General features: G+C 67.9%; 15 protein-coding genes. 4 read left to right on the top strand and 11 right to left on the bottom strand.

Features of this window, described 5'->3' with window-relative positions; translation table 11 throughout:
- Positions 1–6: 6 nt before the first annotated feature.
- The 11 genes from I8J34_RS06955 to I8J34_RS06905 all read right to left on the bottom strand — a co-directional run bounded on the left by I8J34_RS06955 (position 7) and on the right by I8J34_RS06905 (position 13,965).
- Positions 7–1,719, bottom strand: coding sequence for a bifunctional protein-serine/threonine kinase/phosphatase (locus tag I8J34_RS06955; RefSeq protein WP_214360681.1), 1,713 nt, complete (start codon positions 1,717–1,719; stop codon positions 7–9).
- Positions 1,720–1,847: 128 nt separating this feature from the next.
- Positions 1,848–3,317 (bottom strand): NarK family nitrate/nitrite MFS transporter, encoded by a 1,470-nt coding sequence (locus I8J34_RS06950; protein ID WP_214360680.1) that lies wholly within the window; start codon positions 3,315–3,317, stop codon positions 1,848–1,850.
- A gap of 115 nt (positions 3,318–3,432) precedes the next feature.
- Positions 3,433–3,774 carry a nitrite reductase small subunit NirD gene (gene nirD / locus I8J34_RS06945; RefSeq protein ID WP_214360679.1) on the bottom strand — a complete coding sequence of 114 codons (342 nt, stop codon included), beginning with the start codon at positions 3,772–3,774 and terminating at the stop codon, positions 3,433–3,435.
- 102 nt (positions 3,775–3,876) lie between these two features.
- A complete protein-coding gene (nirB, locus tag I8J34_RS06940; protein ID WP_214360678.1) occupies positions 3,877–6,318 on the bottom strand; it encodes a nitrite reductase large subunit NirB in 2,442 nt (813 codons plus the stop codon).
- Between the two features lie 214 nt (positions 6,319–6,532).
- On the bottom strand, positions 6,533–7,036 hold the full coding sequence (locus I8J34_RS06935) for a disulfide bond formation protein B (RefSeq protein WP_214360677.1): 504 nt from the start codon (positions 7,034–7,036) through the stop codon (positions 6,533–6,535).
- A gap of 124 nt (positions 7,037–7,160) precedes the next feature.
- Positions 7,161–8,126 carry a DMT family transporter gene (locus I8J34_RS06930; protein ID WP_214360676.1) on the bottom strand — a complete coding sequence of 322 codons (966 nt, stop codon included), beginning with the start codon at positions 8,124–8,126 and terminating at the stop codon, positions 7,161–7,163.
- 72 nt (positions 8,127–8,198) lie between these two features.
- A complete protein-coding gene (locus I8J34_RS06925; protein ID WP_214360675.1) occupies positions 8,199–9,020 on the bottom strand; it encodes an AraC family transcriptional regulator in 822 nt (273 codons plus the stop codon).
- A 46-nt stretch (positions 9,021–9,066) separates the two neighbouring features.
- Entirely contained in the window at positions 9,067–9,555 is a 489-nt protein-coding gene (locus I8J34_RS06920) for a thioredoxin domain-containing protein (protein ID WP_214360674.1), read from the bottom strand.
- Positions 9,552–10,808, bottom strand: coding sequence for a sialidase family protein (locus I8J34_RS06915; protein WP_214360673.1), 1,257 nt, complete (start codon positions 10,806–10,808; stop codon positions 9,552–9,554). The genes I8J34_RS06920 and I8J34_RS06915 overlap by 4 nt, the downstream gene beginning before the upstream one ends.
- A complete protein-coding gene (locus I8J34_RS06910) occupies positions 10,808–13,102 on the bottom strand; it encodes a TonB-dependent receptor (protein WP_214360672.1) in 2,295 nt (764 codons plus the stop codon). Before I8J34_RS06910 ends, I8J34_RS06915 begins: the two co-directional genes overlap by 1 nt.
- 185 nt (positions 13,103–13,287) lie before the next feature.
- Positions 13,288–13,965, bottom strand: a complete 678-nt coding sequence (locus tag I8J34_RS06905) for a Bax inhibitor-1/YccA family protein (RefSeq protein ID WP_214360671.1) — start codon at positions 13,963–13,965, stop codon at positions 13,288–13,290.
- Positions 13,966–14,131: 166 nt separating this feature from the next.
- On the opposite strand from I8J34_RS06905, the gene nhaR reads away from it, so the two are divergent.
- The 4 genes from nhaR (at position 14,132) to I8J34_RS06885 (ending at position 20,089) form a co-directional block, all read left to right on the top strand.
- Positions 14,132–15,055 (top strand): transcriptional activator NhaR, encoded by a 924-nt coding sequence (gene nhaR / locus I8J34_RS06900; protein WP_214360670.1) that lies wholly within the window; start codon positions 14,132–14,134, stop codon positions 15,053–15,055.
- 62 nt (positions 15,056–15,117) lie between these two features.
- A complete protein-coding gene (gene hyi, locus I8J34_RS06895) occupies positions 15,118–15,891 on the top strand; it encodes a hydroxypyruvate isomerase (RefSeq protein WP_214360669.1) in 774 nt (257 codons plus the stop codon).
- A gap of 86 nt (positions 15,892–15,977) precedes the next feature.
- On the top strand, positions 15,978–16,973 hold the full coding sequence (locus I8J34_RS06890; protein ID WP_214360668.1) for an efflux RND transporter periplasmic adaptor subunit: 996 nt from the start codon (positions 15,978–15,980) through the stop codon (positions 16,971–16,973).
- Positions 16,973–20,089 carry an efflux RND transporter permease subunit gene (locus I8J34_RS06885; RefSeq protein WP_230411751.1) on the top strand — a complete coding sequence of 1,039 codons (3,117 nt, stop codon included), beginning with the start codon at positions 16,973–16,975 and terminating at the stop codon, positions 20,087–20,089. The genes I8J34_RS06890 and I8J34_RS06885 overlap by 1 nt, the downstream gene beginning before the upstream one ends.
- The last annotated feature ends 1 nt before the right edge of the window (position 20,090 follow it).

Genomic DNA, 20,090 nt, shown 5'->3' with positions numbered 1-20,090 from the left:
GCGCTGCTAACGCGCCAGCTGCCACAGATTGAGCAGGAACAGGATCGCGCACAGCACCTGCCACACCGCCACCGGGTTTTTCTGGATCAGCGGCTGGCGCCGGATGTCGGCGGCCAGCCGTGGATTGGGGACGGTGAAGTCCTGCAGGAACTCGGAGAAGGCGTCGTAGCGGTCGGCCGGGTTGGGTTGCAAGGCTTTTTTCAGGCAGCCTTCGATCCACAGCGGCAGGTCGTGGCGGCGGTGGCGCGCGGGGATGTAGGCCAGCTCGGTGTAGGACTTGAGGCTGACACGCTTGACCGCCGGTTCGTCGAAGGGCAGCGTGCCGGTGATCATCTCGTAGGCGATCACCGCCAGCGAGAACAGGTCGGAGCGGAAGCTGCCGCGCTCGCCCATCAGGTATTCGGGCGCTACGTAGTTGACGCTGCCCTGCGGCACGGATTTGTCGAGCGGCGAGGCGATCTCGTCGGTGCCGGCGATCATCACCGTGCCGAAATCGAGAATCTTCACCCGGCCGTCGCGGTTGATCATGATGTTTTCGGGCTTGAGGTCCTGGTGCACCATGTCGGCGCGCTGGAAGGCGCGCAGCCCGGCCACCGCCTGGCGGATGATGTCGCGCACCGCATCGAGCGAGGGCCGCGGGTTGTCCTGCATCCATTCGCGCAGGTTCATGCCCTCGATGTGCTCGCCCAGGTAGGTCATGAACTGCTTGTCGGGCCGGCCGGGGTAGGTCTTCATCACGTTGGGATGGTCGATGCGCTGGCCGACCCACTCCTCGCGGATGAAGCCGTCGAGATACACCGCGTCCTCGGCGAAGTTTTCGGACGGCGCCTTGAGCACGTAACGCTGGCCGCTGTCGCAGTCCTTGACCAGGTACATGTGGCTGCGCGTGCCGGAGAAGATCACATCCAGCACTTCGTAGCCGTCGATCTTGTGGCCGGCGGCCAGCACCGGTGGGATCGGCCGCTGGGTGAGGCGGCGGTGGGTCTCCTCCAGGGTTTCGAGCGGCAGGGTGTCGATGCTGACGATCAGCGCCGAGAGATTGTCGTCCGAGCCGGCGGCCAGCGCTTCGTCGACCAGCTGGCGGGCGAGTGCTTCGAGGTCGCCGTCGGTGCCGGTGACGATGTCGCGGATGCGCGCCGGCGGCAGAGCACCGTGCACGCCGTCGGTGGTCAGCAGCACGCGGTCGCCGACGTTGAGCTCCCGGGTCAGGTAGTCCACTTCGAGGCGGGTGTCGGCGCCCAGCGCGCGGGCCAGGAATTCGCGCCCGCCCTCGCTCATCACATGGTCGCGGGTGAGCTGCTCCAGCGTGTCGCCGCGCAGATGCCACACCCGGCTGTCGCCGGCATGGAAGACATGCAGGGTGTTGGACTTGATGACCGCCGCCGAGAAGGTGGTGAGCAGGCTGTCGCGCACGCCGTGGCGGGCGGCGTTCTGGCGGTACACCCACTGGTTGAGCCCGTTGAGCACCGAGCTGGCGGCCTTGCGCACGCTCCAGGTGGGCGGGGTGGAGAAGTAGTCGTTGATGAAGCCGGTGACCGCCATCTGGCTGGCGATCTCGGAGTCGGCCGCGCTGCTCACGCCGTCGCACATGACGGCGGCGGCGCCCTTGAGGTCGCGCTCGGTGCCCTCGGGCAGGTGGGCGGCAAAGGCGTCCTGGTTGACGCTCTTGCGCCCCTCGACGGAATGCCCGCCGAAGCGGACTTCAAGACGTGTGCTCATGGGCGGTTGGGGCTCCGGGGGCGGCAAGGCGGGTTGAAACCCGCCCTACGCCACCCGTTGGATGCTCGTAGGGCGGGTTTCAACCCGCCAATGCAGCCGTCAATCAAAGGGCAATCATACCGCCGCGCTCAGCTCACACTGATCAGCTCGACCGTGCCGTCTTCGCGCACTTCGGCCATGTGGCCCTTGGGTTCTTCCATGAACAGTAGGGTGACGAAGCCGACGACCGCGGTGAGGGCGATCACGCTGAAGAAGATCTCGTAGCTGACCAGCGACAGCACGGTGAGGTACACCACCGCGCCGACGTTGCCGTAGGCGCCGGTCATGCCGGCGATCTGGCCGGTGAGGCGGCGCTTGATCAGCGGCACCACGGCGAACACCGCGCCTTCGCCGGCCTGCACGAAGAAGGAGCAGGCCATGGCCACGGCGACTGCCAGCCACAGCGGCCAGCTGGCGTTGGTCGCCGCCATCAGGGCGTAGCCCGCGGCCAGCCCGGCGGTGAGGATCAGCAGCGTCTTCTTGCGGCCGAAGCGGTCGGAGATCCAGCCGCCACCGGGGCGCGACATGAGGTTCATGAAGGCATAGGCCGAGGCCACCAGGCCGGCATAGACCGGGTCGAGGTTGAAGGTTTCGGCGAAGAACAGCGGCAGCATCGAGACCACGGCCAGCTCGGAGCCGAAGGTGGCGAAGTACAGGATGTTGAGCACCGCGACCTGCTTGAACTTGTAGCGGTGCATCTCCGGCACCGGCTTCTCGAAGATCTCGTGATTGACGCGATAGGCGCTGTAGCAGTCATACACGTAGATGGCGGCCAGGCCGAGGTAGATGGCGTTGGCGGCGAAGTCGGTGATCATCTTCACGCCGGCCGGCGACAGCTTCCAGGCCAGCAGGGCGAGGGCCAGGTACATCGGCACCTTCATGGCCAGCAGAAAGACGAAGTCGCCCTTGCTGGTCACTTCCAGGCCGCCGCTCTTCTTGGGCTTGAAATAGGTCGAGCCCTTGGGCGTGTCGCTGACGTTGAAATACCAGATGAAGGAGAACAGCAGGCTCAGCGCGCCGGTGATGCCGATGGCGTAGCGCCAGCCGTTGTCGCCGCCGAACACCAGGGCGATGGTGGGCAGCAGCATGGCCGCTGCAGCCGAGCCGAAGTTGCCCCAGCCGCCGTAGATGCCCTCGGCCGTGCCCAGCTCGTTGGCCGGAAACCACTCGCTGACCATGCGGATGCCGATCACGAAGCCGGCGCCGATGAAGCCGAGCAGGAAGCGGGCGATGGCAGCCTGGGTGAAGGTGTCGGCCAGCGCGAACATGAAGCAGGGCACGCTGGAGATGAACAGCAGCGCGGCATAGGTGATGCGCGGGCCGTATTTGTCGGTGAGCATGCCGATGAGGATGCGCGCCGGAATCGTGAGCGCCACGTTGAGGATCAGCAGCGTCTTGACCTGGCCCTTTTCGAGACCCAGCGATTCGGCGATGGCGCCGAGCAGCGGGGCATGGTTGAACCACACGAAGAAGGTGATGAAAAACACCATCCACGACAGGTGGAGGATCTTCATCTTTCCGGTGAAGGAGAACAGGTTGAAGCCTTTCTCGTTGGACATGGTGCACCTCTGGATGCTGAAAAGAACCGGGGGACGCGTGCCGACTTCGGGCTGAGTGCGGCCGCCGCAGGCACCGCGGTGCCTGCGTTCGCGTCATGGAATGGGGGGCTGTGCCTTACAGCTGCAGGAACACCGTGCCGTTTTCGACCTTGACCGCGAAGGGCTTGGTGCAGCCCTTGTCGGGCGCGACCGCCTCGCCGTTTTCGAGCTGGATCTTCCAGTTGTGCAGCGGGCAGGTCACCGAGCGGCCATGCACGATGCCCTGCGACAGCGGGCCGCCCTTGTGCGGGCACTTGTCATGCACCGCGAAGACTTCGTCCTCGCGGTTGCGGAACACCGCGATGTCGCCATGGGTGGCGCTGCTGACCACGCGCGAGCCGAGGACCGGGATCTCCTCGAGCGGGAAGACCGGCTGCCAGCTCAGATCGGCGGAGGGTTCGAGTGATTGTGTCGTCATGGTGTGGTGTCTCGATGCGTGAATGATGTCGGTCACAGCGGCGTGCCGTCGGTGTCGGGCTCGGTGGCCCACCAGGGATCCCATTCGTTCATGGCGGTGTCCTCAGGCCGTGACGTCTTCGAAGTTGCGGCGCAGCTCGGCCTTTTCGGCATGCTCCTGCCACGGGTCGACATAGTCCTGCAGCGCGAACAGCAGCCGCTCGTAGAGCGCCTTGCGGTTGGCCACGTCGTCGAGCACATGCTTCTTCACGTAGTCGAGGCCGACCCGCTCGATGTAATGCACGGTGCGCTCCAGGTAGTAGCCCTCTTCGCGGTACAGCTGCAGGAAGGCGCCGGAGATTTCCTTCACTTCCTCGTCGGTCTGCACCTTGCAGAAGAACTGCGCCACCTCGGTCTTGATGCCGCCGTTGCCGGCCACGTAGATCTCGTAGCCCGAATCGACACCGATCACGCCCACGTCCTTGATGCCGGCCTCGGCGCAGTTGCGCGGGCAGCCGGACACCGCCAGCTTGACCTTGTGCGGGCTGTACATGCCGAACAGCATCTTCTCCAGCTTGACGCCCAGCTCCATCGAACGCTGCGTACCGAAGCGGCAGTGCTCCGAGCCGACGCAGGTCTTCACCGTGCGGATCGACTTGCCGTAGGCGTGGCCGGAGACCATGCCGGCCTTGTTGAGGTCATGCCAGATCAGCGGCAGGTCGCCCTTTTTGACGCCGAGCAGGTCGATGCGCTGGCCGCCGGTGACCTTCACCGTCGGCACCTGGTATTTCTCGGCCGCATCGGCAATCGCGCGCAGCTCGGCCGGCGTGGTCAGCCCGCCCCACATGCGTGGCACCACCGAGTAGGTGCCGTCCTTCTGGATGTTGGCGTGGGCGCGCTCGTTGATGAAGCGGCTTTGCGCATCGTCCTGCGCCTCGTGCGGCCAGGTGGAGATGCAGTAGTAGTTGAGCGCGGGGCGGCAGGAGGCGCAGCCGTTGGGCGTGTTCCACTCCATGAAGTCCATCACCGCCTGCGGCGAGAGCAGTTTGTGCTCGCGGATCGCCTTGCGCACTTCGCCATGCGAGTGCTCGGTACAGCCGCACACCGCCTTGTTGTTGGAGTCGGCCGGCTGGTAGGCACCGCCGATGGTCGAGGCCAGGATCTGCTCGACCAGGCCGGTGCAGGAACCGCAGGAGCTCGACGCCTTGGTGTGCTTGCGCACCTCGTCCAGCGTGAACAGGCCGTTTTCCTTGATCGACTTGACGATGTCGCCCTTGCACACGCCGTTGCAGCCGCACACCTCGGCGGTGTCCGGCATGGCCGCCGCGGAATTGACGCCCTTGTGGCCGGCGTCGCCCAGGTGGCTGTTGCCGAACAGCAGGTGGTCGCGGATTTCGGCAATGTTCTGGCCGTCCTTGAGCATCTGGAAGTACCAGGCGCCGTCCTTGGTGTCGCCGTACATCACGGCGCCGACCAGCTTGTCGTCCTTGAGCACCACGCGCTTGTAGACGCCCGCACCCGGGTCGTTGAGCACGATGTCTTCGGTGCCGTCGCCGCCCATGAAGTTGCCGGCCGAGAACACGTCGATGCCGGTCACCTTCAGCTTGGTCGAGGTCACCGAGCCCTTGTACAGCCCGATGCCGAACATCGCCAGGTGGTTGGCGCAGACCTTGGCCTGCTCGAACAGCGGTGCCACCAGGCCGTAGGCCGTGCCGCGGTGGTTGGCGCATTCGCCCACCGCATACACGCGCGGATCGTAGGTCTGCAGGGTGTCGTTGACCACGATGCCGCGCTCGCAGTGGATGCCGGCCGATTCGGCCAGCGCGGTGTTGGGGCGGATGCCGGCGGCCATGACGACCAGGTCGGCCGGAATCGTGGCGCCGTCCTTGAACACCACTTTCGAGACACGGCCCGACTCGCCGGCCTGCAGCTCGGCGGTGAAGGCCGGCAGGCGGAACTTCATGCCCTTGGCTTCGAGCGACTTCTGCAGCATGTCGGCAGCGGTCTTGTCGAGCTGGCGCTCCATGATCCAGTCGGCGATGTGTACCACGGTCACGTCCATGCCGCGCAGCGCCAGGCCGTTGGCCGCTTCCAGGCCGAGCAGGCCGGCGCCGATCACTACCGCATGCTTGTGGCGGGCCGCCGCTTCGATCATGGCGTCGGTGTCGGCGATGTCGCGATAGGCGATCACGCCCGGCAGGTCGGCGCCGGGGACGGGCAGCATGAAAGGATTCGAGCCGGTGGCCAGCAGCAGGCGGTCGTACTCGCATTCGCTGCCGTCGGCGGCGAAGACCTTGCGTGCGCGGCGGTCGATCTTCACCACCTTGTTGTTCAGGCGCAGGTCGATGCCGTTGTCGGCGTACCACTGCTTGTCGTTGAGGATGATGTCCTGGATCGTCATCTCGCCGGCCAGCACCGGGGAGAGCAGGATGCGGTTGTAGTTGGGATGCGGCTCGGCGCCGAACACCGTGATGTCGTACATCTCGGGCGCGATCTTGATCAGCTCTTCCAGCGTGCGCACGCCGGCCATGCCGTTGCCCACCATCACCAGTTTCAGTTTGCGCATGTCTTGCCCCTTGCTGCGGCCCCGGCCGTTGTGGCCCGGTCGTCCGGTTGTCGGTGCGACGCGGTGGTGCGTCGCTTCAACAGCCTGTTAGCAAGGGGTGTGCCAGTGGCTCAGATGCACTGTTCTGGATGCTGCAGTGCCGCATCGGCACCGAAAGAGGGGGTAAAACTGCACCATGGCGGTGCGTTGCGCACCGCCGCAAGGCATGCGTGGCTCAGCGCGGTGCGACGCGCCGGAAAATCACATGCAAACCGAAAGCCAGCACCGCGGTGAAGGACAGCAGCGACCAGTTGGCGATCGACAACCCGAGGAAAGTCCAGTCGATGGCGGTGCAGTCGCCAGCGCCGCGGAAGATCATCGGCAGCAGTTCGGTGAGCGGAAAGCTCTCCATCAGGTATTCGATGCCGGGGCCGCATTCGGCCAGGTTCGGCGGGAAGCGCTGCATCCAGCTCTGCCAGGCGGCCACGCCGCCGCCGGCCAGCGCGAACAGCGTGATCAGGGCGCCATAGACCTTGCGCCCGCTGCCGGTGCTGCCATGCAGGCCGCCGACCAGACCGAACAGCGTGGCCACGGCGAAGGCATAGCGCTGCATGATGCACATGGGGCAGGGCTCGAGGCCGACCACATGCTGCAGGTACAGGCCAAAGCCAAGCAGGCCGCTGCCCACCAGGAAGAGGGCGAAGAACGGCAGGCGGGGGCGGTCGAGCAGGCTGAGCATGGGGGATCGCTGGCGGAAAAAGGTTGGGGCGGATTCTAGCAGCCCGGCTTGGGTACCGCTCTTCAGACGGGGCGGCGGCGGTCAAGTTCCCGCGGAGCGGTGCTGACCGGCCCGCGACACCGGCTCAGCGCCGGGCCGGGCTCGGCACCGCCGGCCGTGGCCGGCGAAAGGCCCGCACGGCCAGCACCACGCCGGCGATCAGCAGGACGATGCCGCCGCCCTCGGCCGGCGTTGGCCAGCGTTGATACCAGACGAAGGCATAGGTCAGCGCGGCCAGGGTTTCGAAGACGATCAGCTGGCCGGTCAGCGCCGCCGGTAGCTGGTGGCTGGCGTGGTTCCACAGCAGTGCGCCCAGCCACGAGGCGAGCAGGCCGGTGAGCAGCATCAGCAGGACGAACAGACCCGGGCGCGGGCCGAGGAGGTCGACGGCGCCCTCGGTGGCCTGCTGCCATGCCGCGATGGCCGCGAAGGCGATCAGCGCCGCCGGCAGCGTCATCAGGCCCTGCGCGGTGGCCCAAGGGCGGGCCAGGCCAGGCCCCTGGCGGCGCAGCCAGCGGCTGTTGGTGAGCGGATACCAAGTCCAGCAGGCGAGGCCGACCACCGCCAGCCCCAGGCCCAGCCAGTAGCGTGCGTTCTGCTCGACCTCGCCCGCCGTGTCGGCCTGTGCATGGACCAGCACCAGGCCGGCGGCGATCACGCCCAGCGGCAGGGCAAGGCGGCTCCACGGCAGGCCGTGATCGGCCTCGTCGTGGCTGGTGAGCTTGGCGCCAATGGCGATGGCCACCGGCAAGGTGCCGATGATCATGGTCGGCACCGGCGCGCCGGCCAGCTGGATGGCGCTGGCCAGCGTGCCGTAGTAGACCAGGTTGCCGACCACCGCCAGCTTGGCCGCCTCGATCCAGTCGGCGCGCGTCAGGCGCTTGAGCGCGGCGCGGTCGGCGCGGGCGAGAAACACCGCGAGCACGCCGAAGGCCAGGTAGCGGCCGGCGGCCAGGCTCACGCCCGGGTAGTCGGGCAGGATCAGCGGCACGATGAACACCATGCCCCAGATCAGGCCGGCGCCGAGCGCGGCGCTCAGGCCGCCGAGCATGGGGACTCCGAGGAGGTGGTGCGGTGGAACATGCGGGGCCTGCAGGCAATGGGTGAGCCTGCAGGGTAGCCCTCAGCGGCTGTGCGGTCTTGTACCGATTTGCTGTTGGTACTCGGCCGGCGTCACGCCGTAGGCCTGGCGGAACCAGCGGGTGAGGTGGCTCTGGTCGGTGAAACCGGCGTCGAGCGCCACCGCCAGCGGGCGCTGTGCGCCGGCCAGCCCTTGCTTGGCGCGCAGCACGCGGCGGGCCTGCACATAGCGGTGCGGGCTGAGGTGGAAGTGGGCGGCGAAGGCGCGGGCGAAGTGGTGCATCGACAGCCCGGCCACGGCGGCGAGGCGTTCGAGGTCGAGCGCCTGGTCGAGATGCGCTTCGATGTAGTCGACCACCCGGTCGAAGCGCTGCATGGCGACATCGCTCGCCGGCCGGGCATGGCGGCCGTGGCGTTCGGCGATGGTGGCGATGGCATCGGTCAGGGCGGTCTGCGCGGCGATCGGCTCGTCAGCCTGCCACATGCGCCGGAACGCGATGGCCAGCATCTGCGACAGCGCGGCGTCCTTGACCGCGGCCTGCGGGAAATACACCTGCGGCCCGGCAATCGCGCTCATCGCCGCCGGTTGCAGATACACCATGTGGTAGTGCCAGCCGCCCTCGTCGGCGGCCTCGCCGGTGTGCGGTTCGTCCGGGTTGAGCAGCACCAGGGTGGCCGGATCGGCGATATGGCCGCTGCCGCGATAGTGGAAGCGCTCGACGCCGCTGGCGATCACGCCGACCGAGAAGCCCTCGTGCACATGGGCGGAAAAGGCGTGCTCGATCAGCCGCGCGTTGTATAGCTCCACGCCCGGCAGAAAGGGCGCCGGGCGGAAGGTGACGAATTCGCCGGGGTGGTCGAACATGGGCGGGGCGTGTCGCGGGCGGAGGCCCCGATTCTACGCCCCGGGGCTAGTCGTGTCGGGCGCGGATGTCCGCGGTGCCGAGCCAGCGGCTCAGCGTCGGGGCGTCGAGCAGCCCGCTGCGCGCCTGGCGGGGCTGGCCGGCGCGGTAGAAGTAGCTGCGCGGCAGCTCGCCGAACCAGGTCGGGTCGATGCGCTGGCGCAGGCGCTCGGGCTCGGTGGCGTCGAAGGCCCAGTGCTCCAGGTCGCCCAGGCCGAAGCGGGTCAGCAGGGCCTCGGCCTCGGCATGGCGCTCGGGATCGTCGGTGACGATCAGCACCAGGCGCCGGCGCGCATTCGCGTCCTTGAGCGTGCCGAACAGCGCCAGTTCCTTGAGGCAGGGCGGGCAGTCTGTCGACCACAGCACCAGCACGAAGTCGCTGCCCGCGCGGCGCGCCTCGATCTGCGTCAGGCTGTCGGCGCCGAAGGCGTTGAAGTCGGCCAGCGCCGGCCGCGCGAGCAGGAGCAGACCGGCGAGCAGGACAGCGAGGCGCGTCATGGGGCCGGGACCGGGATCAGCCGATAGCCGTCGGCCTGGGTCTGCCAGGAGACGAACGGCTCGCCCTGGCGCACGATCATCAGCGGGTGGTCTGAGCCGCCGGTGGTGACGGCCAGCGTCCGCTCGGCCGACCAGTGCTGTCCGCCGTCTGTCGACTGGCGGCTCAGCAGGGCCGTGCCGTTGGGCTGCAGCGCCTTCCAGGCGACGACGACCCGGCCGCCGCCGAGTGCCCGCACCTGTGCGCGGCCGGCGCCGGGTTGATGGGATAGGCGGAAGCTCGCGCTGCGCGCGCCGGTGGCTGGGTCGATGCGGCCGTAGTGCAGGCCGGGCGTCGGCCCGCCGCCGGCGAACCAGACCATGTGCGCCTGGCCGTCGGCGTCGACGCTGAGGTCGGGGCCGTGGTGCGGGCAGCCGTCGATCACCCAGCCGTCGTCGGTGGCGCGCATCGGCTCGGCCACCGGCGGGGCGGCCGGGTCGAGGCGGGCGATGGCATGGTCGCGCACATTGACCGGGAACACATGGCGCCACAGCGCCAGCGGTGGGCGGTCGCCGTCGGCGGCCAGCGCGATGCGGCAGCACTCGCAGCTGTGGTCGGCGAGCTTGCGGTTGGGCGCGAAGCGGGCGCCGTCGTCGCTGGAGGTGGCGGTGTAGATGGCGGCGCCGGGGTAGTCGGAGCCACCTTGTTTGGCGGCGGCCAGGTCGCGCTTGTCGATCCAGGCCAGGGTGATGCGCCCGGCGGCGTCGACTACCAACGACTCGAAGCGGTGGCTGATCGGCGCGCGATCGTCGTTGATGGTGAGCGGCGCCTCGAAGCGCTGGCCGCCGTCGGTCGAACGGGCAAAGCGGATATTGCCGGCATAGGCGCCGGGGATCTTCTGCGTCCAGCTCACCACCAGGGTGCCGGTGGGGGTGAAGGCGATCTTGGGGCGGTTCTCGCCGTCGCTGTAGATCGATTCGGCCTGCGCGTTGACCGCCACGGCCGGGGCAAAGGTGTTTTCCCCATCGGCGCCATGGGTGACGTACACATGGCCGCCCTGGACGAAGGCCAGCCACAGGCGGCCCAGCGCATCGAAGGCGGGGGTGGGCGTGCGGCCGCAATGGGGCGAGGGCAGCGCTGCCGCGTCCTGGCATTGCGGCAGCACGGGCCCGCTCGGCGCGTCCCCATGACCGCCGTGAGTGGCGGCCAGACCGGTGCCGCTCATCGGCGGCAAGAGAAGCAGGGCGACGAGGCCCAGGATGGCGGGTGTTCGCATCAGAAGCTCAGCTTGCCTTCGACATACAGCGTGCGCTGCGGCCAGGGGTGGGCGACGAAGGCTTCGTCGTTGAAGAGGTTGTCGATGCCCACCGCAAGATGGCCGTTGCGGGTGGCGCGCCAGGTCGCCTTGAGGTCGACGAAGAGGTAGTCGTCCTGCGCCCCATACACATTCGTCTCCTTGTCCGAGTTGTCGAGATTGCCATAGTTCTTGCTGGCGTAGCGGATGCCGAGCGAGGTGTCGAACGTGTCGCCGGCATGCCAGGTGGTCAGCAGGTTGGCACGCCAGCGCGGCATGCGCGGGAAGCGCTTGCCCTCGGTGCTTGGGTCGGCGCCGTTCTTGACGATCTTGCTGTCGGTCCAGGTGATATTGGCGTTCACGTCGACCGGCAGGGCGAAGACGCGGTTCTGTTGCAGCACCAGCTCCAGCCCGGTGGTGCGCACCTTGTCGACCGGCAGGAAGGTGCTCACGCTGTTGATGACGTCGGTCTGGCTCCAGATGGCGTCCTTGACGGTTTCGTGGAACAGGTTGGCGCGCACGAAACCGTGGGTGATCAGGCGCTCGACCATGAGGTTGTGGTGGATGCCGACCTCGGGGCGCAGATGGGCGTTGGCGATGGTGCTGCTGTTGATCTTCTCTTCGTTGCTGAACAGCTCCTCGACGATCGGGAAGCGGTAGGCGCGGCCGAGCGAGTAGCGCAATTGCCAGGCGTCGGCAGGCCGGAAACCGAGCGAGAACTTGGGCGAGAAGCCGGTGGCGTCGCGGTCGTCGAAGTCGAGCAGGGCGGCGCTTTTGTGCTTGTAGTAGAAGCCGTCGTAGGTCTGCCACTGCTCGTAGCGCGCGCCGAGCGCCACGTCCCACTGCGGGGCGAAATCCCAACCCCACTGCGCAAAGGCGGCATGGGTGCGGGTCTTGCCGCCGGTGGTCTGGTCATGCACCGATTTGGCGCCGACGGTGTAGTCGGTGGAGTCGTAGCTGTCGATGGCGAGGCTGTTGCGGTCGAAGTGGTAGCCGGTGACGAAGTTCATGTCGTCGCGGCCGGCGAAGCGTTCGGTGCGGGCCTTCACGTCCAGCGACAGCCAGCCGGTGTCTTCGTAGTCCGACACCGAGCCGGCGGTGGTGTAGGTCGGGTCGTCGGGGTTCTTGTTGGAGCTGCGGGTGTGGTCCTTGAGTACGTCGAAATGGCTCAGGTTCGTTTCCAGCGTCCAGCCGCTGGCGCCGAGCGGGCCTTCCAGGCCGACGCCGAGTTGCAGGGTCTGGCGGATCTGGTCGCTGACCGCGAAGTGACTCGAGCTCACGCTGAACCCGGCACCGTTGTAGACCGCGTTGCCGCTCCACACCGTGTTGCCGGCGGCGTCGCGCAGGTAGTTGGTGGGGCGGGTGCGCCAGTCGCGGTCTTCATAGGCGACAGTGGCGGTGGCCTGCCATTCGCCCAGCGTGTAGCCGAGCTTGAACTTGGTCAGATCGGTGAGGGTGGCGGCCGGGCCGGAGTCGCCCACCCAGATCACGTCGTTGCTCTGGCTGTCACGGCCACGGACGGCGCCATCGGCGATCACGGTGGCGCCGCCGGCCGGCGCGCCCACGCTGCGGCTGCGGAAGGTCTGCGGTTGCCCCTTGTTTTCGAGATGGTTGTGGAACACGAACAGGCGCAGGTCACCGAAGGCGTCGCCAAAGGCGAGGTATTCGCGATGACCCGAGTAGGTCTGGTCGGCGCCGAGGTGGTCGAACTGCTGATGGAAGCTCGCGGCCTCGGCATGCAGTACGCGCTGGGTGGGCAGCTTGGTCTTCATGTTGACCACGCCGCCCATGGCGTTGCCGCTGTATTCGGCCGAGAACGGGCCATAGATGACCTCCGCCGATTCCAGCTCGTCGGCCGCCACCAGACCCCAGCGCGGTGCGCCCGACCAGCGGGTTTCGAGCAGCGAATGCAGCGGCATGCCGTCGGCGAAAACCATGGTGCGCGCGGTCTGGAACATGTTGGCGCCGCGCATGCCGACGGTGCCGTTGGAGTCGCCGATGTAGCGTTTGCGGATGATCAGGCTGGGCGCGTGCTTGAAGACATCCTCGACCGTGGTGGCATTGACCTGCTCGGCCTGTTCGGGGCCGATCAGCACCGACGGGCTGGTGAAGTGGGTGGGGATGACGGCCGTGTCCCTGACCACGACGTCCGCCATGCGCTGCGTGTCCGCTGCGGCCGGGGCGCTGTCGGCCGCCGCCGGTGCGCCGACGGCGGCGAGCAGACCGGCGGCGATGGCATGGCGGCGGAAGCGGGGTGCGGACAGGCGGACGGGCATGAGCGGATTTCCTGGAAAGGGGCGACGAATGCGTCGGGGCAAAAGGCGCCCGGACTATACGGTCGTCCCCGTGTCGAAAATCGTGCTTGCGACCTCATGTCGCAGCATGCGGCCTTGGGTGGGCGCCCAAAGCACATCGGGCAGCCCGTGGGCTGCCCGATGCGTGTTCTCCCGATTCGCGGCGATCAGTCGTTGTTCATGAAGCCCAGCAGGTGCAGCAGGCTGGTGAAGAGGTTGAAGATCGACACGAACAGCGTCACGGTGGCCATGATGTAGTTGGTCTCGCCGCCGTGGATGATGTTGGAGGTCTCATACAGGATGAGGCCCGACATCAGCAGTACGAAGGCGGCCGACACGGTCAGCGACAGGGCCGGGATGCTGAAGAAGATCGCGCCCAGGCCGGCCAGGAAGGCGACCAGGATGCCGACCATCAGGAAGCCCCCCATGAAGGAGAAGTCCTTGCGGGTGGTCAGCGCGTAGCCCGACAGGCCGAGGAAGATGGCGCCGGTGGCGGCCATCGCGGTCATGACGGTCTGCGTGCCGTTGGGCAGGTTGATGTAGTGGCTGATGATCGGACCGAGGGTGTAGCCCATGAAGCCGGTCAGCGCGAACACGGCCAGGATGCCGCCGGCGCTGTTGCGCAGCTTGGAGGTCAGGAAGAGCAGGCCGAAGTAGCCGACCAGGGTGATGATCAGGCCCGGATGCGGCAGGTTCAGCGCCATCGACATGCCGGCGGTCAGTGCCGAGAACAGCAGCGTGGCCGACAGCAGCATGTAGGTGTTGCGGATCACCTTGTTGGTCGCGAGTACGGACGTTTGCTGGCCGCGACCGATATCGGTGGGGAAGGGGGACGTGCGGTTCATGGTGCGCTCCGTAAAGTCTCTGAGAGTGTTGCCGGCTTGCTGGCTCGGCCAAGGCGAGCCCGTAGATTAAAGCCGTTTCTACGCGTTGCAGTGTAGTCGTAGTGTTTGGTACGAACAAATCGAATAAAGTTCATGGGGTGTTCGAAAATTTCGAGGTCTCGGCGCCGTGGCTGCACTCAACTACAAGCACCTGCGTTATTTCTGGATGGTGGCCAAGGCCGGCAGCATCGCGCGTGCCAGCGCCCAGTTGCATCTGACCCCACAGTCGGTGAGCGGGCAGATTTCCGCGTTCGAGCAGCGCCTCGGCGTGCCGCTGTTCCAGCGCACCGGGCGCCGGCTGGTGGTGACCGAGGCGGGCCAGCGCATCCTGCGCTACGCCGAGGAGATCTTCGCCCTCGGCGACGAGTTGATCGAGGTGCTGCATGACGCCCAAGCCGCCCAGGCACCGCCGTTTCGCGTCGGCATCGCCGACTCGGTGCCCAAACAGATGGCCTACCGGCTGGTGGCGCCGACGCTTTCGCTCGACGACCCGGTGCGCCTGGTGTGCCGTGAGGGCCGCCTGACGCCGCTGCTGGCGGAGCTGTCGGTGCACCATCTCGACATGGTCATCGCCGACCGGCCGATGCCGGCGCGCTACAACGTGCGCGCCTACAGCCATCTGCTGGGCGAGAGCGGCCTGACGGTGATGGCGGCACCGGCCTTGCTGGCGCGCATTGCCGGCGCCTTCCCGGCGTTGCTGGACGAAGCGCCCTTTCTGCTGCCGGGCGAGGACGTGGCGGTGCGTGTGCCCCTGATGCAGTGGTTCGAGGCCGAGCGGCTGCGCCCGCAGATCGTCGGCGAGTTCGACGACAGTGCGCTGCTCAAGGCCTTCGGCGGCGCGGGCGCCGGCTTCTTCTGCGCGCCCAGCGCGGTGGTGCCCGACGTGCAGGCCCAGTACGGCGTGGTGCCGGTGGGCGAGATCCCGGGCCTCACCGAGCAGATCTACGGCATCACCACCGAGCGCAAGCTCACCCATCCGGCCATCGTGGCGATCAGCGCGGCCTCGGGCGCCGCGGAGGCGCTTGCCAGCCCCAAGGCCCGACGCCGCTGAGCGACGGTTTCGTCGCGCCGCCTGCCTCGCTATGCTGAGCGCTGTTGCCCGGGAGCCCCGCCATGCCGAAATTCGCCGCCAACCTGACGCTGTTGTTCAACGAGCATCCTTTCCTGAGTCGCTTCGCCGCGGCCCGGGCGGTTGGCTTCGAGGGGGTCGAATACCTGTTTCCCTACGGCTGGCCGGCCGACCAGCTGGCCGAGGCCTTGCAGGCCAACAGCCTGGTGCAGGTGCTGCACAACCTGCCGCCGGGCGACTGGGAGGCCGGCGAGCGCGGCATTGCCTGCCACCCCGACCGGATCGGCGAGTTCCAGGACGGCGTCGGCCACGGCATCGCCTATGCCAAGGCCCTGGGCTGCCCGCAACTCAACTGCCTGGCCGGCATCCGGCCCGAGGGCGTGGATCCGGCGCGTGCGCTGACCACCTTCATCGACAACCTGCGCTTCGCCGCGACGGCGCTGGCGGCCGAGGGACTCAAGCTGCTGATCGAGCCGATCAACACCTTCGACATCCCCGGTTTCTTCCTGAATCGCACCGCGCAGGCGGCCGAGATCCTCGCCGCGGTGGGCGCCGACAACCTGTTCATCCAGTACGACATCTACCATGCCCAGCGCATGGAAGGCGAGCTGGCCAACACCATTGCCCGCTACCTGCCGCAGATCGCCCACATGCAGCTGGCCGACACGCCGGGCCGGCATGAACCGGGCACCGGCGAGATCCACTTTCCCTTTCTTTTTCGGCACATCGACGCGCTCGGCTACACCGGCTGGATCGGCTGCGAATACCGGCCGCTGGCCGATACGGCCGGGGGGTTGGGCTGGCGGCCGGCGCCGTGATTGTCACTGCGCCGGTCATGCCATGGCGTTAAACTCTGCGCTTTCCCGCACCGATGTGCGGGCGGTTTTCACGAGATGCTCTCCCCATGACAGCCTTCCGACGCCTTGCCCTGTGCGCCCTGTTGCCCTTGACGGTGCAGGCCGCCGACCTGACCACCCGCCCGCTGTCCGAGCTGGCGGTGTATCCGACCTATCGCGTCAACGCCTCGGCCAATGCGGTGGACGAGGCGCAGCTGGGCATGGCGGTGGCCGGGCGCATCGACGCGCTGCCGGTGCGCATCGGCGAGACGGTCAAGCGCGGCAGCCGGCTGGTGGCGCTGGATGACCGCGAATACCGCATCGCCCGCGATCGCGCCCGCGCGCAGGCCGACCTGGTGGCCAGCCAGCTCAAGCTGGCCGAAAGCCAGCTGGCGCAGAACCGGGCGCTGGCCGATCGCAACTTCCTCAGCCCCGACGCGCTGCGGGTCAAGGAGACCGAGCTGGCGGTGCGCCAGAACGAGCTGGCCGCGGCGCGCCAGGCGCTGGCGGCGGCCGAGCTGGCGCTGACCCGCACGGTGCTGAGTGCGCCCTTCGACGGCGTGGTCAAGGCGCGCCTGGCCAGTGTCGGCGACTATGTGGCGGCCGGTGCGCCGGTGCTGGTGCTGGCCGCCAGCGCCACGCCCGAGATCCGCGCCAGCGTGCCGGTGTCGCAGATCGCCAGCCTGCGCGCGGCCAAGGCCTGGGTGCTCGACGCCGCCGGGCTGGAGGTGCCGCTGGCGCTCAAGCGGGTCTCGCCGCTGGTCGACCGCGCGGCGCAGGCGCAGGACGTGATCTTCGCGCCGACCCGGCCGATGCCCATCGGCCTGGCCGGCGAGGTGCGCTGGCAGGGCGGGCAGCCGATGCTGCCGCCGGCCTATGTGCAAAAGCGCGACGGCGTCTTCGGGGTGTACGTGATGGACGGCGAGGCGCCGCGCTTTCGCCCGCTGCCTGAGGCGCAGCAGGGCCGGCCGGTGCCGGTGCCGGCCGACTGGCCGGCGAGCCTGGCGGTGATCGACGAAGGCCGTTTCCAGATCGGCTTGAAACCGGTGGGAGCCGTGCAGTGATGGGCTTCTATCGGCGCCTGATCGACAACCACCCGCTGGCCAACATCGCCTTCGCGCTGGTGCTCATCGGCGGCACGCTGACTTATCTGCTGATGCCGCGCGCGCAGGACCCGGAGATCAATTTCAACTGGGTCAACATCATCACCACCTTGCCCGGCGCCTCGGCCGAGGATGTGGAGCAGGAACTGACCTCGCCGCTCGAGGACGCCATCGCCCAGGTCAAGGACATCAAGTATGTGTCCTCGTCGAGCCGCGAGAACCTGTCGTCGATCCTGGTGCGCTTCAACGAGCTGTCGGAACGCGACTTCGACAAACGCATCGCCGACCTGCGCCGCGAAATCCAGAACAAGGCCTCGGACGAGTTGCCCGAGGAGGCCACCGACCCGCAGGTGGTCGAGATCACTACCTCCAACGGTTTCCCGACCGCCATCCTGGCCGTCTATGGCCCGGCGCTCGACGAGCGCCTGCGCCGCGCCGCCTTCGACCTCAAGAAAGACCTCGAACGCCTGCCCGGGGTGGACAAGGTGATCGCCGCCGGCATGGACGATCCGGAGCTGCATGTCGATTTCGACCCAGCAGCGCTGGCGGCGCGCGGGCTGTCGCCGGTGCAGGTGGCCGACTCGGTGCTCGGCTGGTTCCGCAACACGCTCGGCGGCCGGGTGCGGGTGCAGGACCGTGAATGGCTGGTGCGTCTCGAGGGCAAGACCGACGACCCCGACGCGCTGGCCGCCACCGCGCTGATCACCCCCGAGGGGCGGGTGGCGCTGGGCGAGGTGGCCGAGGTCAGCCGCGGCCATGAGCGCACCACCCAACGGGTCAGCGTGCGCGGCCAGCCGGCGGTGATGCTGTCGGTGACCAAGCAGAGCCGGGTCAATACCCTGTCGCTGGTCGACGAACTGCGCGCCTTTGCCGAAGCGCGCAATCCACTGCTGCAGCACCAGGGTGTGCAGCTGGTGATGCTCGACGACCAGACCGACATGACCCGCAACGCCATCGGCATCATGGAATCCAACGCCCTGCTGGGCCTGATCGCGGTGCTGGTGATGTGCTGGCTGTTCCTCGGTCCGCGCATGGCGTTGCTGGTGGGGCTCGGCGTGCCCTTCTCGCTGGCCGGCACCTTTTTGGTGGTCAATGCCATCGGCTCCACGCTCAACCTCACCGTGCTGCTCGGCGTGGTGATCGCGCTGGGCATGCTGGTGGACGACGCGGTGGTAGTGGTCGAGGCCATCTATTACCGCATGCAGCGTGGCGAGCCGGCGCGCGAGGCGGTGATCAACGGCGTGCTCGAAGTGGCCGCGCCGGTGACCAGTGCGGTGCTCACCACCATGGCCGCCTTTTTGCCGCTGATGCTGCTGCCGGGCATCCTCGGCAAGTTCATGTTCGTGGTGCCGTTTGTGGTCACCGTGGCGCTCGGCGTCAGCCTGTTCGAGGCCTTCTGGATCCTGCCCACCCATGTGCTGAGCATCCGCGCCAAGGCCGGTACGCGTGCCGGGGCGGGGCAGGCGCGCCGGGTGCGCTTCACCCACTGGGTGCGGGTGCGCTACTCGCGCGCGCTGATCCGCGTCATGCGCTGGCCCAAGCTGGCGCTGCTGGTGGTGCTGCTGACGGTGGTCGGCGCCGGCGCAATGGTCGCCAGCGGGGTGGTCAAGCAGCAGTTCTTCGCCTTCGACTCGATGCGCCTGTTCTATGTGAACGTCGACATGCCCGCCGGCATGTCGCTGGAGCGCACCCTGCAACGTGCCGATGAGGTGGCCGAAACTGTCCGTGCCCGGCTCGACCCGGCCGAAATGCGCACCGTGACCGCCTACGCCGGTATCAAGTTCACCGAGACCGAACCGCTCTACGGCGACCAGTACGGCCAGGTGCTGGTGTCGCTGGCGCCGCGTCAGCCCGACGGTGCCTTCACCGGCGAGATCATCGAACGCCTGCGCGAACCGGTGATGGGCCTGACCGGCGAGGCGAAGCTCTCTTTCCTCGAAATGAAGGGCGGGCCGCCCTCGGGCAAGCCGATCAGCGTCAAGGTCAAGGCCGACGATTACGCCGTGCTGCGCGAGGCGGCCGATGCGCTCAAGGCCGAGGTGGCGAAGATCCCCGGCGTGAAGGACCTGACCGATGACGACGTGCCCGGCCGCACCGAGATGCGCCTCACGCTCGACCGCGAAAAGCTCGCCCGCGCCGGCGTGCAACCGGCCACCGTGGCCCGCGTGCTGCGCCTCTACGGCGAGGGCGAAACCCTGGCCAGCGTGCGCATCGACGGCGAGAAAGTGGACCTCGTGGTGCGCGCCCAGCCGCAGACCCTGACCGACATCGACGCCTTGCTCCAGCGCACCGTGCCGCTGGACGACGGTCGCCAGGTGCAGCTGAGCGAGCTGGTGGACGCGCAGATGCGCATCTCCAAGGGCTACATCCGCCACTACCAGCTGCGCCGCGCCATCACCGTCGAGGCCGATCTGGCGCCCGACACCACCGACACCGTGACCGCCAACAACCTGCTCAAGGCCGCCTGGGCCGAGCTGCAGCCGCGCTTCCCGACCGTGGCGCTGGATTTCTCGGGCGAGCTCGACGACATCCAGGAAAGCCTGGATTCGATGGTCAGGCTCTTCGCCTTCGGCATCGGCCTGATCTACCTGATCCTCGCCACCCAGTTCCGCAGCTACTGGCAGCCGATCCTGATCCTGGTGACCGTGCCGCTGGCCTTCACCGGCGTGGTGCTCGGCCTGTTCGTCTCGGGCAACCCGATGTCGCTGTACACCCTGTATGGCGTCATCGCCCTGACCGGCATCGCGGTCAACAGCGCCATCGTGCTCATCGACGCGGCCAACGACCGCCTCGCGCGCGGCATGAGCGTGCTGCATGCCGCGGTGTATGCCGCGCGCCGGCGCGTGGTGCCGATCCTCATCACCACCACCACCACCATCGGCGGCCTGTTCTCGCTGGCCGTCGGTCTCGGCGGCAAGTCGCTGATGTGGGGGCCGGTGGCCGCCAGCATCGTCTGGGGGCTGGGCTTCTCGACCGTGCTCACGCTGTTCGCCGTGCCGCTGCTCTACCGGCTGGTGATGCGCGCGCCGACGCCCGAGGTCGATCTGGATCAAGGTTCGGCGCCGGCGATGGCGTAGC

The sequence above is a fragment of the Denitromonas iodatirespirans genome (assembly GCF_018524365.1).
GTDB lineage: Bacteria > Pseudomonadota > Gammaproteobacteria > Burkholderiales > Rhodocyclaceae > Nitrogeniibacter > Nitrogeniibacter iodatirespirans.
This window is presented reverse-complemented; position numbering and strand designations above follow the sequence as displayed.